The sequence below is a fragment of the Arthrobacter sp. ISL-72 genome (assembly GCF_018613755.1).
In the GTDB taxonomy this organism is placed as follows: Bacteria; Actinomycetota; Actinomycetes; order Actinomycetales; family Micrococcaceae; genus Arthrobacter.
Map to the genome: position 1 here is coordinate 12,859 of NZ_JAGGPP010000002.1, position 12,980 is coordinate 25,838.

Annotated in this window: 11 protein-coding genes and 1 pseudogene; 10 read left to right on the forward strand and 2 right to left on the reverse strand. The window is 61.8% G+C overall.

The features are described from left to right. The first annotated feature begins 168 nt into the window (after positions 1-168). Together J7I92_RS01750 and J7I92_RS24300 are read left to right on the forward strand one after the other, a co-directional pair. Entirely contained in the window at positions 169-387 is a 219-nt protein-coding gene (locus tag J7I92_RS01750; protein WP_214836517.1) for a hypothetical protein, read from the forward strand. 568 nt (positions 388-955) lie between these two features. Beyond that, on the forward strand, positions 956-3,181 hold the full coding sequence (locus tag J7I92_RS24300) for a discoidin domain-containing protein (protein WP_214836519.1): 2,226 nt from the start codon (positions 956-958) through the stop codon (positions 3,179-3,181). A 454-nt stretch (positions 3,182-3,635) separates the two neighbouring features. Here J7I92_RS24300 and J7I92_RS01760 read toward each other — a convergent pair. Continuing rightward, positions 3,636-3,914: pseudogene (locus tag J7I92_RS01760) on the reverse strand (integrase core domain-containing protein); the annotation flags it as partial. A gap of 68 nt (positions 3,915-3,982) precedes the next feature. Between J7I92_RS01760 and J7I92_RS24480 the strand changes: the two are divergent. Beyond that, on the forward strand, positions 3,983-4,339 hold the full coding sequence (locus J7I92_RS24480) for a carbohydrate binding domain-containing protein (RefSeq protein ID WP_396020342.1): 357 nt from the start codon (positions 3,983-3,985) through the stop codon (positions 4,337-4,339). A 315-nt stretch (positions 4,340-4,654) separates the two neighbouring features. Here the strand turns inward: J7I92_RS24480 and J7I92_RS01770 are convergent, their stop codons facing one another. Beyond that, on the reverse strand, positions 4,655-5,884 hold the full coding sequence (locus J7I92_RS01770) for an ROK family protein (protein ID WP_214836521.1): 1,230 nt from the start codon (positions 5,882-5,884) through the stop codon (positions 4,655-4,657). A gap of 300 nt (positions 5,885-6,184) precedes the next feature. Here J7I92_RS01770 and J7I92_RS01775 point away from each other — a divergent pair, with 300 nt between their 5' ends. From J7I92_RS01775 to J7I92_RS01805, 7 genes are read left to right on the forward strand one after another with little or no spacing between them, the layout of a single operon-like run. Further along, on the forward strand, positions 6,185-7,393 hold the full coding sequence (locus tag J7I92_RS01775) for an extracellular solute-binding protein (protein ID WP_214836523.1): 1,209 nt from the start codon (positions 6,185-6,187) through the stop codon (positions 7,391-7,393). Positions 7,394-7,410: 17 nt separating this feature from the next. Further along, entirely contained in the window at positions 7,411-8,376 is a 966-nt protein-coding gene (locus tag J7I92_RS23675; RefSeq protein WP_214836527.1) for a carbohydrate ABC transporter permease, read from the forward strand. Further along, positions 8,373-9,260, forward strand: a complete 888-nt coding sequence (locus J7I92_RS01785) for a carbohydrate ABC transporter permease (RefSeq protein ID WP_214836530.1) — start codon at positions 8,373-8,375, stop codon at positions 9,258-9,260. The genes J7I92_RS23675 and J7I92_RS01785 overlap by 4 nt, the downstream gene beginning before the upstream one ends. Before the next feature lie 32 nt (positions 9,261-9,292). Then, positions 9,293-10,423 carry a mandelate racemase/muconate lactonizing enzyme family protein gene (locus J7I92_RS01790; protein WP_214836532.1) on the forward strand — a complete coding sequence of 377 codons (1,131 nt, stop codon included), beginning with the start codon at positions 9,293-9,295 and terminating at the stop codon, positions 10,421-10,423. An 11-nt stretch (positions 10,424-10,434) separates the two neighbouring features. Then, on the forward strand, positions 10,435-11,307 hold the full coding sequence (locus tag J7I92_RS01795; protein ID WP_214836536.1) for an NAD(P)-dependent oxidoreductase: 873 nt from the start codon (positions 10,435-10,437) through the stop codon (positions 11,305-11,307). 8 nt (positions 11,308-11,315) lie between these two features. Then, positions 11,316-12,017, forward strand: a complete 702-nt coding sequence (locus J7I92_RS01800; protein WP_214836539.1) for a bifunctional 4-hydroxy-2-oxoglutarate aldolase/2-dehydro-3-deoxy-phosphogluconate aldolase — start codon at positions 11,316-11,318, stop codon at positions 12,015-12,017. Next, positions 12,005-12,979: a sugar kinase gene (locus J7I92_RS01805; protein WP_214836542.1), complete on the forward strand. Its 975-nt coding sequence runs from the start codon at positions 12,005-12,007 to the stop codon at positions 12,977-12,979. Before J7I92_RS01800 ends, J7I92_RS01805 begins: the two co-directional genes overlap by 13 nt. The last annotated feature ends 1 nt before the right edge of the window (position 12,980 follow it).

Consider the following 12,980-nt stretch of genomic DNA (forward strand, 5'->3'; position numbering starts at 1 on the left):
GTCCCGTCCGGCCAGGTCCACCGCCCCGTCTCTCCCGCATAGCGGGCCGGGCTTAACCCGCAAACTATCGCGGCTTCCCTGATCCACGTAAAACAATCATGAGGCTGAACCGCGAGCCAGCATGAACCAATCAATTGCTACTCTCCGCTGAAGAATTCGAAGGTCAAGATGAACACTCCGCCGGACTCCAACGAAACCATCTACATCCACGTCACCAACAGCCAGGCGTTGGAAGAGCGAATAGACGCCGCCGTAAGCAGCCTGCAGGAAAAAGCGATAGGCACAGGAACGCGCGGCATCCTGCTCATCCGCGATGGACCCGGAAAATACACCGCGGCCCTGTCTGATCAGGTTCCTTTCGGCATAACTCGGGAGCTTATGCGATGAACCCCCATCAACGGGGGCAGCTTCTTGCGTAACACCGACACCTGCCCAGGACGCTGACGCGTCCCGGTTGAAACCGGGGGCAGCAACCTTCTTGGTGGGCGAGAGCCGTATCAGTGCCACGCGGTATCCGGTCCGCGACGGAGATCGGCTCTTCCGGAATTTTCATACGAGACGCTGCCGCTTCCGATGAGGCTGTGCTTCGGTTTTCCTTGTCATTCCGATCGACAGCTCAGACGCGGACAGCCCTTCTCAAGCCGTCGTCGCTTTGAGCATGGTTTTGGAATCTATCACGGGGTGTCCACAGACGCTGCGACGCGGTGGGATACCGGGAACGCCCGAGAGGATCTTGGATGGGTCCCGCTCGATCATTGGGAGAAGGAGGTTGGCGAACTGCCCCTCGCGAAGAAAAGCGCGTGTCGGCTGTTGAAATAACGCAAGGACACACCCCAGATACGTGCCGCACCACAATTCGTTCAACTAGTGAGAATGGGAATCAACGATGATAAAAAACCATCTACGCAATACAGGGGTCACGCTTCTCCTGGCTGCGTCGCTAACAACGGGCATAGTGCCCACCGCCGCTTCGGCGCCGCCCACCGTCACTACGACTCCGACCATCGACACCACGACGGTGATCAAGAACCCGGGTATGGGCTGGCAGTTGTATGCCGAGGAGTTCAGTTCGCCCCTCGCGGATGCAACCACATTCTGGAACCAGGTAGACCCATACGCGTCGGCGGCTACGACGCTGTATCTCCGGGTGCCTTGGTCTCGTATGGAGCCACAGCAGGGCGTCTACGCGTGGAACTCCGACAGCAACTACAAGGCACTTGTGCAAGGTGCGTCGTCGCGCGGGATCAAGCTCGCATTTCGCGTTGTAGTTGACAGCCAAGACGTACATCAACAAGCTACGCCGCAGTTCGTGTTTGATGCCGGAGCGCAGGGCTATGGCGCCGCCTCGAACACGGCTAATAAGACCCCTTATCTGACGGACCCGGTCTTCCGTACTAAATTCGCGAACTTCGTCACGGCCTTTGGTGCGAAGTACAACGATTCGGCTGTGGTGGACTATGTCGACGCCAACGGTCTCGGGTGGTGGGGCGAAATGAGCAACATTCAGGGCATGAGTGCTACCCAGTCCACCGACACCCTCAACTGGGTCAGCTCCCTCTACGCTGGCTCCTTCAACAAAGTGATGCAGGCGGTCAATTACCCGACGGCGTCGTTCAGCACTCCGGATCTGGACGCTGTTATCGGAAAGTACCACTTCGCCATCCGCCGTGATGGACTTGGCAGCACCCAATGGCTTCCACAGGAGGAGAAAGATCGCATCCGGTCCAGGTTCGACTCAGGCACCACAGTCCTGGGTGAGAACTGCTATCAAAACATGGTCACCCGTACCAGCAACAACTGCGACTCCTCCTATGCCCAACCCAGCCTCACTGGGATGCTCGAGCGGGTAGTCGACGATGCAAAATACGTTCACGCCAACACTCTCGATCTTCGATGGCCACAGGATGACGTCCCACTGTGGGTTCGGGACAACCCCGCTCTGGTTCGCGATTTTGCTCTCAACGGCGGATATCGCCTAGCGCTCAACAGTGCGAGCTGGCCGACCGCTTTGACAGCAGGATCAACTTTTTCTCTGACGCAAACTTGGTCCAACTCGGGAGTTGGGCGACTGCCCAACGATCAGGGCGGGTGGAACGGCAAGTACCGGGTCGCGTACGCGCTTCTCGACAATGCCGGCGCCGTCGCATCCCGTTGGATCGATCCGGTGGGCGATCCAGGTAACTGGGTGAAAGGACCTTCTTATACCTCCACGCTCCAGCCACATTTCGACTCCGTGGCGCCCGGGAGTTACCGGCTGGCATACGGAATCGTGGACACAAGCACCGGCAACAACCCTGCTATCGCATTGGCGAACTCGGACACAATTGTCAATGATTGGCACGTGCTAGGCGAGACCAGCGTCAGCGCCCCCGTTGTGGTCAGTAGCTTCCCGGAGCTACCAACTGCGCAAGCCGGTTGGATCTCAGACCAGAAGCTCGAAACCGCGTGGTCGAGCGTCAAGAGTGGTATCAATTTCCCGGGCACGATCGACGTCGACTACGGCGCGCCGCAGACGGTTCGCGGCATCAAACTAGCGACCACCTACGGACAAGGCCAGGGCATCACCAACCTTGACGTACAGACATGGGATGGTTCGGCCTGGACAACCAGGGTTGCCGGAGCGATGCCCCAGTGGAACACAAATTCAGCCACACCGGAGATCGTGAGTATTCCGTTCTCAGAAACCGTGACGACGCAGAAGATCAGGCTCGTGGTTCGCGCTGCGAATCTCCAGTGGGGCAACTTCGCCATCAATGAGCTGAATCTCGACTCCGCACCGGTCACAGCCCAAGTGTCCTCCAGAACGGGCAACGGAAGCCCGGCTGCCCTGATCGATGGAAAGATCGAGACCCCGTGGGCGACCGACAACGTAGGCGTCGCATTTCCCAGTACGCTGGACGTGCACTACCCCACCCCGCGACCTATCAATAAGGTAGCCATCTCAACCACCTACGGTCAGGGGCAGGGCCCCACCATCGTGGACGTGCAATCGTGGAATGGAAAAGCGTGGGTCACCAGTCTTTCCGGAGCAACTTTGACCTGGCCTACCAACACGGCGAACCCTGAAACGCTGACTCTGACTCTTCCCGCAACAATTGTGTCTTCCGACGTTCGAGTCGTGGCGAAGGCGGCAAACCTGCAGTGGGGTAACTATGCCGTCACGGAGATCAATCCGCAGTAGGCAGCATTGCCCTGGGTCTTGCCCGTACTTTGGCCGCGGCTGGTGCCAGCTGGCGCCCCGGCCCCCTCCCTGCTGTCCCGGACCAGTTCACACCCCCACCCCAGGGACAAGACAAAAGCAGGGTCCCCGAAAGTTGGACTGGCCAAGTAGGAGCATAAGCCCGCGAGGGTCTGAGCACGGTACTCCACCGGGGCTCAGGCCCTCGAGCTTTGTCGAGATCCTTTCGGTGTTGTAGGCGTGATGCTCGGATTTGCCGACATCGAGCCCGCTCTTCCTTCACTCAGGATTACACCCAGGTTTAGAGGATGACCAATTTTGATCGAATCTGTCCTTCTCCAATCAGAATCAACAATAGCGAGGGGTTTAGGTATGCCTGTTTTCTCCCACGCCCAGAAATTCTCCCGGAAATCCTTTAAGAGGAAGGGACTGCCCCGGCTTTTGTTGACTCGGGGTCTTAGGCCGCTGTGAGCGCGGTCGGGTTGATTGTTTCATATTCGATGGGCGTGAGTTTCCCCAGCCGTCTTTGCCGTCTTCGGCGGTGGTAGGTCCTTTCGATCCAGGTCGTGATGGCCAGCCTGAGATCCTGACGTGTGAGCCACCGCTGACGGTCCAAGACCTTCTTCTGCAGCAGCGACAAGAACGATTCCATCGCTGCGTTGTCCGCGCACGCGCCGACCCTTCCCATCGACCCTGTGAGGCCGTTGTGGCGGAGCGATTCAACGAAGCGGCGGGACCACCTCCCCAGTTCACAGCGGAAATAACGCGGCACGTGTTGGTCCTGCCCCGGCATCGGTCGAGCAAATCGTTTCCGTTGAACCAAACACCACCTACGTTCTGTCCGGTTGGGTTCGATCAGGCGTTTCCGGCGAGCCCACCTCCATCGGTGTGAAGAACCACGGCGGGCCTGAAAGCAGTGCAACGTCCTCTACCACCGACTGGGTTTTCCAAACGGTGCAGTTCACCACAGGAGCGACGTCCACGACGGCGCAGATCTACGTCTATAAGGGTGCAGGTGGAGACTATGGTTACGGAGATGACATACAGGTACGTCGTTCCTCAACGATCACGGTGGATTCGAAGAACCAAGCCTCGGCGCATGGCATGCCTGGAACACAGCCTCGCTTTCCTCGACGGCGCCTCATTGTGGAGGGAAATTAGTAGAGATCGGCCCTGCACCGGCCTCCGTTGAACAGATAGTCAGTGTTTCCCCGAACACCACCTACCTGTTGACCGGGTCGGTGCGAAATGGAACAGGCGGAGAAGCCGTCTCGCTCGGGGCCAAGAACTTCGGCGGACCGAAGTTCAGACTTCCGACACTGCCACAGGGTGGACATTTCGGACAGTCCAATTCACGACTGGTTCCTCCGCATCCACCGCGACGATTTTTGTGTACAAAGGGTCCGGATCAGGCAATGGATACGGTGATGATGTCGCCCTGACAGTGCTGAATTAGCGAAGCTCAGCATGGAAGTGTCACGCCCGGGCGCTGACGGCTCCGTTGAAGAGCCGTTCCAGCATCTGGGGCGCCGTTGTCAGCTTGGACAGGGCGAGGGCGGTGCCGCCGGCGGCTCCGGCCTCCGGGCCCCCGCCCAACTCCGACGCTACGACGTCCAGGGCTGCCGAAGGGGTAAGGGCGTAGCGAAAAACATTCTCCCGGATAGGGTCCAGCAAAATTGCTCCTGCCAGCGACGTTTGCCCGCCCACGACGATACGCTCAGGGTTGAGCAGGTTGCACATGCTCGCCAGCAGTCGTCCCAGCATGGTGCCGGCCTCGGCGAGCACGTTCTCGGCCGCCCGGTTCCCTGCGGCGACAGCGGTCAGGACATCCGTCATGGTTACAGACCCGCCCATTGTGGCCGTCAGCCTGCTGATAATGGCGGGGGCGCCCGCGAACAACACGATGCACCCGCGATTCCCGCACCGGCACGCAGGTCCATTGATGTCGATGGAGACATGGCCCAGTTCGCCGCCTCCTCCGAGTGAGCCTCGGTACAGCTCCGTCCCGAAGAGGAACCCTGCTGCAATTCCGCTGGAAATGTTGACATACATCAGGTTCTGTATCCCCCTGCCCGCTCCCCACTTCGCTTCGGCGATCGTCTCGAGGCGCACGTTGTTCTCGATGAAGACGGGGACCCCAAGCCGCTTTCCCATTTCCGTTCGGGCGTTAATCCCGTGCCATGGCTGGTCGGCCAAGGCACCATGGACGATGCCGTCCGATGGGTTGATCTGGCCCGGCAGGCCGATACCTACGCCGAGCAGGTCTTCCCGGGCGCCGCCGCCCTTTTCCAGCGCAGCGTCCAGCAGTTCTGTGGCGGCATCGGCACGGGTCCTCCAGTCGTCCTTGGCCCCGATTGACGTCTCCATTGCCGCGACTTCCTCCCCCATCAGGTCGGTCACGCGCACGCAAATGCGATCCAGGACCTGGTTTATTCCTGCGACCCGGCCAGCGTCCGGGCTGAAGGCGAGCTGGTCCCCGGCGCGCCCGTCAACGTCCTGGCCCTGGGGACGGTGGGTGGCTTTGGACAGGATTCCGCGGTTGACGAGGTCGCGGGTGATGGTGGTGATGGTCGTCCGGGAGATCCTGGCGCGACGGGCGATTTCGGCCCGATGCATGGGACCGTGCTCAGCGATGAGGTCCAGGACACGGATCGCGTTGGACGTGCGCAGATCGAGGAGGGAGCCTCCCGCGTTGACAGAGTTCACTCCCCCATTATGAGCGACGCGACACGCTCAGCCAAATAAGTTTGTACGGACTCTTGACAGACTTTGCCGCGTTCTCCACAATTGGAGCCTTGGGTATCCAAGGAAATTTACATTTCAGCCGACCATAGGCTCGTAGCAACGAAGGTACGTTAAATGAATATACAAAAGCATGTTTCGCGCCGGAGCCTCTTGGGCGGCGCAGCTTTGCTGGCCGGCTTCGCGGCAACCGGAGGTGCATTAACCGGCTGTTCGGCGAGTGGGGCAGGAGAGGCTGCAAAAAAGTCTGCTGGCCTGACGATCATGAGCAAAGCCAACGAAATCACTAAGGACGTTATCGGGGCGTGGAATGCGGCTCACGCTGATGTGCCCATCACCCTGATCGAGGATGATCCAACCCGGCTCAATGCGATGCTCGCGGCCGGAACTCCGCCGGACCTGGTCCGCGGGTTCGGGGCCACCAGCACAGCTAACGTCGCCAGCCGCGGACTCGCCCTGAACCTGGACTCGTACGTCTCGAAGTCCAGTGCGCTGAACGACTCCGAGCTGCACAAGATCAACGATGTCTGGCGTTGGGACGGAAAGGCGCAGGGCGCAGGAGCCCGCTTCGGTCTCGTCAAGGACTGGTCCCAGGACGCCATGTTCTGGTACAACACTGAGGCCTTCGCCGCGGCGGGGATTCCCCTCCCCACCGCGGATAAGCCGTTCACCTATGACCAGTTGCTCGACTATGCAGGTCACATGACCAAGCAAAGCGGAGGCAAGGTCGGTCAGTACGGTTTGTTCACCACCGCGCCCACTATCGAGGCGATCTCATCCATGCTGGCAACCAGCGGCGCGCGTGCCTTCAACGACGACCTGACCAAGGCGGACTTCACCAGCCCGGAGGCCATGCGCGCTCTGCAGTGGCATGTCGATGTGGCCAAGGCCAAGGTTGGCTACACTCTCGCGGATCCCAATCCGGATGGCTGGGACTGGCCGCCTTTTGATGCCAGGAGGATTGCGATGGCCGGTGCTGGCTACTGGTTCGGCGGCGCCGTTGCACAGAACCCCAAGACGGCCAAATTTGCCCGCCTTGCTCCCGCCCCGATGATGGGCAACAAGCGGGTCAGCCCCACAACTTCGGCCACCGGATACTGGATCTCCGCCAAATCGAACATGAAGGACGAGGCCTTCGCCTTCCTTGAATGGTATGTCGCAGGCGATCAGGGCAAGACTCGTGCCCAGTCCGGGTGGGGACTGCCCGCAGTCACTTCCTTGTCCTCGGAGCTTCCGCAGAGCCAGCCCTACCAGGCGGATGCTTTCGCCGTTCAGAAGAATGAAGAGCAGTACCTACAGGTCATCTCGTTCAGCCCGTACGCGCAGGCCACCGCGGTCAGCGCAGCCATCGCGAACCTCTTCCCGCGCACAGTGGACGGGAGCCTGTCCACCGCGCAGTTCGCAGACCAGGCCACCACGGCCGTCAACGAACTCCTAAAGCAGGGCATGGAACTTGCCGGCAAGAAGGGTTGATCAGCGTGAGTGCGCACGTGGGTACACAATCTCTGGTCGGGGATGCCCGCCGCAGGCGTCGGCGGGGAGTCAACGGCGGTTCGGGCGCTTTCTATGCGTTTATCTCCCCTTGGCTGATCGGCACCGTCCTCCTCACGCTTTTCCCGCTGGGTTACGCGCTGTGGATCAGCTTCACCAACTGGGACGGAATCTCCCCCAGCCAGAACTGGATCGGCTTGGAGAACTACGCCGATGCCTTGGCTGAACCGCAAATGTGGGCCAGCCTGCAGCGCACCGGTCTGCTGGCTATTGCCATAGTGCCCGTGACCATCTGCGGCGGACTGGGACTGGCGCTGCTGCTGAACGAAAAGGTCCATTGGCGTTCGGGCCTTCGCATGCTCGTGTATCTGCCGGCCATCGTGCCGCCGGTGGCAGCAACGCTGACCTGGAAGCTGCTGTTCGACCGCGACAGCGGTGCCATCAACGGCTTCCTGGCGATCTTCGGTGCCGATGCGGTGAGTTGGATGACCGGAAACACGGTGTTCATCGTCCTCATAGTGGTCATGCTTTGGGGCATCGGCGCAGGGGTTTTGATCAACCTCGCCGCTCTGCAGGACGTTCCTGCCGAGCTCCACGAAGCCGCGCGGCTGGACGGGGCAAACGCCTTCGCGGCATTCTGGCACGTCACTTTGCCGAGCATCTCGCCGGTTCTTCTTTTCCAGGTGATCACCACGACGATCGGCGTCCTGCAGACGTTCGTCCCGGCGCTCCTCCTGTCACCGGCCAACGGAGCGGCTGCCATCACTGCCGTACCTGAAGCCAACCGCATCTTCATGGTGGACGTCTATGCGCAATACTTCGCATACTCCCGCTATGGGTACGCCTCCGCCATGCTCTGGCTCTTCTTCCTGGCCATCCTGGTAGTCACAGTCATCACGTTCAAGGTCAGCGGGCGCACAGTGTTCTACGCCGTCGACCCCTCTGAGGAAGGGAAGAAGAAATGACGCTCACCGCCCACCGGAAGGGAACGGATTCCGGCGCACCGTCCGAAATCCCCATCCGCCACATCCCCGAGCGCAAGAACCGGGTGGCGTTCGTCATCTTGCTGGTTGTCTGCGCCATTCTCTTCCTGCCGGTCCTTTGGCTCTTCCTGACGTCGCTGAAGTCTCCGCAGCAGCTGGCCTCGGACCCCATTACCTGGATACCCACCCCGCCGCAGGTGCAGAACTTCATCGAGGCAACAACGGCATTGCCATTCTGGGCATATGCCGCCAACTCGCTCTTCCTTTCGACCGTCTGCGGTGCGCTAACCACCATCAGCTCGGCACTTGTCGGTTACGGGTTCGCCCGCCTCAACGGCAGGGGAAAGAAAGTTCTCTTCGGCATCCTCATCGCCATGATGATGACACCCCCGATCATCACGCTTATCCCGACCTACCTGCTGTTCGCCAAAATCGGGCTGGTGGGAACGTACTGGCCATGGGTGCTTTGGGGCATCGCAGGCGCTCCCTACCTTATTTTCCTCTATCGACAGTTCTTCGCCCAGCTGCCCCGGGAACTGGAGGAGGCCGCGATTCTCGACGGCTGCGGACGGCTGCGCATCTTTGTGCAGATCTTCCTCCCGCTCTCCAAGCCCGTCATTATCACAGCCTTCGTCCTCTCCTTCAACGGGGTTTGGGGCGACTTCATCGCCCCTCAGCTCCTGCTCAACCAGGACAACACCACCCTCGCCGTGGCAATTACCAGCGGCTACGTCAACAAGGCCGGGTTCCCGGTAAACAATCTCCTGGCTGCCGGCGCCATACTCTACGTCATCCCCGTTCTCATCATGTTCTTCTTCGTCCAGCGGTCCTACGTCCGCGGATTTGCCACCTCAGGCATGAAATAGAGAATTTTCTCCTGCAAGAAAGGCCTGACCCCGTGAAAATAACGGACCTTGAGATCCTTACCATCGACGACGGCGGCGCGCTGATGATGGTTGTTGTACACACCGACGAAGGGATCTTCGGCGTCGGGGAGGTGGGGCTCCGGTCACGCCAGCTGGCCGTCCGGGGAGCCCTGGAGCACTTCAAGCCCCTCCTGATCGGCAACGACCCCTTCCGCACCGAACATCTCTGGCAGGTCATGTCCCGGTCCGGGTTCTACCCCGCGGACCGCGTGCTCGCCTCGGCCATCTCGGCGGTGGACATTGCCCTGTGGGATTTGAAGGGCAAGGCGCTGGATATCCCGGTCTATGAGCTGCTCGGCGGTGCGGTCCGTGACCGCGTCAAGTGCTACCGGCACATCTGGGGTGCCGACCAGGCGGAGCTCGTCGACAACGTACGGAAGGCCTTCGAGGAGGGCTGGACCGTCGGGCGTCTTTCCGTACCCTCCGAAGGGGACTTGCTGGAACCTCGCGCCGCTACCCGGCATGCTCTGGCTGAAGTGACAGCTGTGCGGGACGAGCTCGGGAGCGAATTTGAGCTGATCCTGGACGTCCACACCCGGTTGGAACTTCCCGAGGCCACAACCCTGTGCCGTGAGCTGGAGGGGGCCAATATGTACTTCATCGAGGATCCGCTGCGATGGGAAAATCCGGACATCTACCGCACGCTGCGCCAGCGCACCTCCGTGCCGTTGGCTGCAGGCGAGCAGGCCGCCTCCAAATGGGAAATCCGGCCCCTCATTGAGCACGACCTGATTGACTATGCCCGCTTCGACATCTGCATTGTGGGAGGATTCACCGAGGCCAAGAAAATAGCAGGCTGGTGCGAGTCCCACCACATCCGCACTGCAACCCACAACCCGTTGGGACCCATCGCAACGGCGGCCTCACTCCACCTGAACATGACCCTGCCCACGTTCGGCATCCAGGAGCAGTACCAGCTTCCAGGCACCCAGGCCAACGATGTATTCCCGGTTCAGGCCACCATGGACGGGGAATGGATGCGCCGTCCCGAGGCGCCCGGCCTGGGATTGGAAGTGGACCTTGAGGCCGCCAGGGCCCACCAGATCCAACCACCTCCCATGCCCCAACTGCGTAGACTCGATGGGTCATTTACCAACTGGTGAAAGGACATGCCGTGAATGCGGAACGCGGCGGGGACCACGAACTGCCCCTGGTTGTCGTCACTGGCGCAGCCGGCCGGGTCGGCCGACTGACTTCAGCTGCCCTGGCCGGCTCCTACCGGCTCCGGCTGGTCGATCGTGCTTGGCCGGGTGCCGGCGGCGGAGGGCCGGCCCCGGGGGCTGAGCGCGTCTGGCCGGACCCGCACGCTGGCGCTGCAGACGACGTCGACCACGTCACCCTGGACCTGGCGAACCGTGCCGCCTGTGACGAAGCGATCTCGTCGGCCGACATCCTGATCCACCTGGCCGGACAGGCAAACCCCCAGATTGACGAGCGCGAAGCAATCGAGGGAGTGGCCGTCATTTCAGCCAATATGGCCGCAGCCGCTTCCGACTCGAGCCTCCAAAGGGTGATCCATGCCAGCTCGATCCACACCATGGGCCTGTACCACCGTAGGGGGCAATATCCGATCAACCCGCACTGGCCGGCCAAACCCTGCTGCGAGTACGGCGCGGCCAAAGTCTTCTCCGAGAACCTGATGGAGCTCCTGGCGGAACGCACCGGCATGTCCGTCATTTGCCTTCGTCTTGGCCTCACAGGCTTCGAACCGACATCGGAGGATCTTGCCTTCCAGTGGCTGGGTCAAGCCGACTACGGCCGGCTCCTGCACTCCGCACTTGCCGCACCCGTCGGGTACGGCGCCTACTTTGGGATGTCGCCCGGCGCCATGGAGCGCTGGGATCTGACACACACAATCCGCGATCTTGGCTTTCACCCCGAGGACGCGCCCCCGCCCGCCTCTCCCGCTTTCGAAGAGGACCCTGCCCCCGGTCGCTGCCTGATGTTCAGCCCGAAGGCCCACCCCGGTGGGCCGCACAACATTTAGGAATATTCATGAAACGCCCCTCCCCCGACCTCCTTGGAGCCCTCACCGAGACGCGACTGCTCGCCATCATCCGAGGCAGCGACCCCGACGCCTGCGTCAACACTGCCCTGACGCTGATCAACACAGGGATAACAGTCCTCGAAGTGTCGCTCACCTCAGCGGACGCCCTCGGAACCATCGGCCGAATTGCAGCCGCCGCGGGTGGCAGCGCAGTCATAGGCGCAGGCACTGTCCTGACCGAGGCCCAGACCCACGGTGCGCTCGACGCCGGAGCGCAATTCATTGTCACCCCTGGGCTGGCGCCCAGCGTGGACGCAGCCAGCCGCTTGGGCGTGCCGCTATTGGTGGGCGCGCTGACGCCGACAGAAGTGCTCCAGGCCATCGAGCGGGGCGCCTCAGCGGTGAAACTTTTCCCGGCAAGCCTCGGAGGTCCCGGCTACCTCAAAGCCCTCCGAGACCCGTTCCCGGACATCCACTTCATTCCCGTGGGTGGCGTCGACGCCGACTCCGTGTGCGGCTACCTCCAGTCTGGAGCGGTCGCCGTCGGCGCCGGCGGCCCGCTCACCGGAGATGCCCCCGACGGCGGCAGCCTCGCCGCCCTGCAAGCCCGGGCCGGGTCGTTTCTTCGGCTCGCGGATTCGGGCAGGCCTGTAGCAGGCGGCTCAGCTTCCTCGGGCAGGACTTTGGAGGAACATCAATGGACGTCCTGACATTCGGTGAGGCCATGGTCTCCCTGAGGTCCGAGTCCACCCTGGCCCTCAACCCGCACCTGGGCAGGTCCATCGCTGGTGCCGAATCAAATGTTGCGATTGCCCTGGCCCGGCTCGGGCACGACGTGCAGTGGGTAGGCTGCGTCGGCACGGATGCAGGCGGAGAGCTCATCCGGAGGACGCTGCGGGCCGAATCCGTCGGCCTGGACCATGTGACGACCTGCGTGGAACGGCAGACTGGCATGGTTCTCTTCGAACAGAGACTCCCGGACCTGAGCCGCGTCAGCTACTTCAGGCAGAATTCGGCCGGATCGGCGTTGCAGCGGGACCACCTGACCGCTGCCCTCAATGAGGAACCGAGAATTGTGCATGTCACCGGAGTGACGTGTGCCCTCGGACCCGATGCCGCTGATGCCGTGCTGCACGCCGCCTCGACAGCCAAGGCGGCCGGTGCCGTTGTCACCTTCGACGTCAATTACCGCGCCAAGCTGTGGAGCGTGGACGTTGCACGCGAAACGCTGAGCAAAGTCGCGCAGGTCTCGGACGTGGTCATCGGCTCAGTGGACGAACTCGCGCTCCTTACGGCGGTCCCTTCCCACCCCGGCCGCCCGCCCGAAGTGGCCGCTGAAGCGGGCGCCGAGGTGGCCGCCCTCCTGCTGGCCCAAGGCACGCGGGAGGTTGTCGTCAAGCTAGGGGCGGGAGGTGCCCAGGTGCACCACACGAACGGGTCGAGCCACATCCCCGCCCGCCGGGTCGCCGTCGTCGATAGCGTTGGGGCTGGAGATGCCTTCTGCGCCGGTTACATCTCCGGCCTGCTGAACTCGCTTTCCACGCAGGACTGCCTGGACCTGGCCAATACCCTTGGGGCGTTCGCCGTCGCGAGCAAAGGCGACTGGGAGGGTCTCCCCACCCGCCCTGAACTCGCACTGCTAAACCTGGAAGCAGGCTCAACCCTTCGATGAA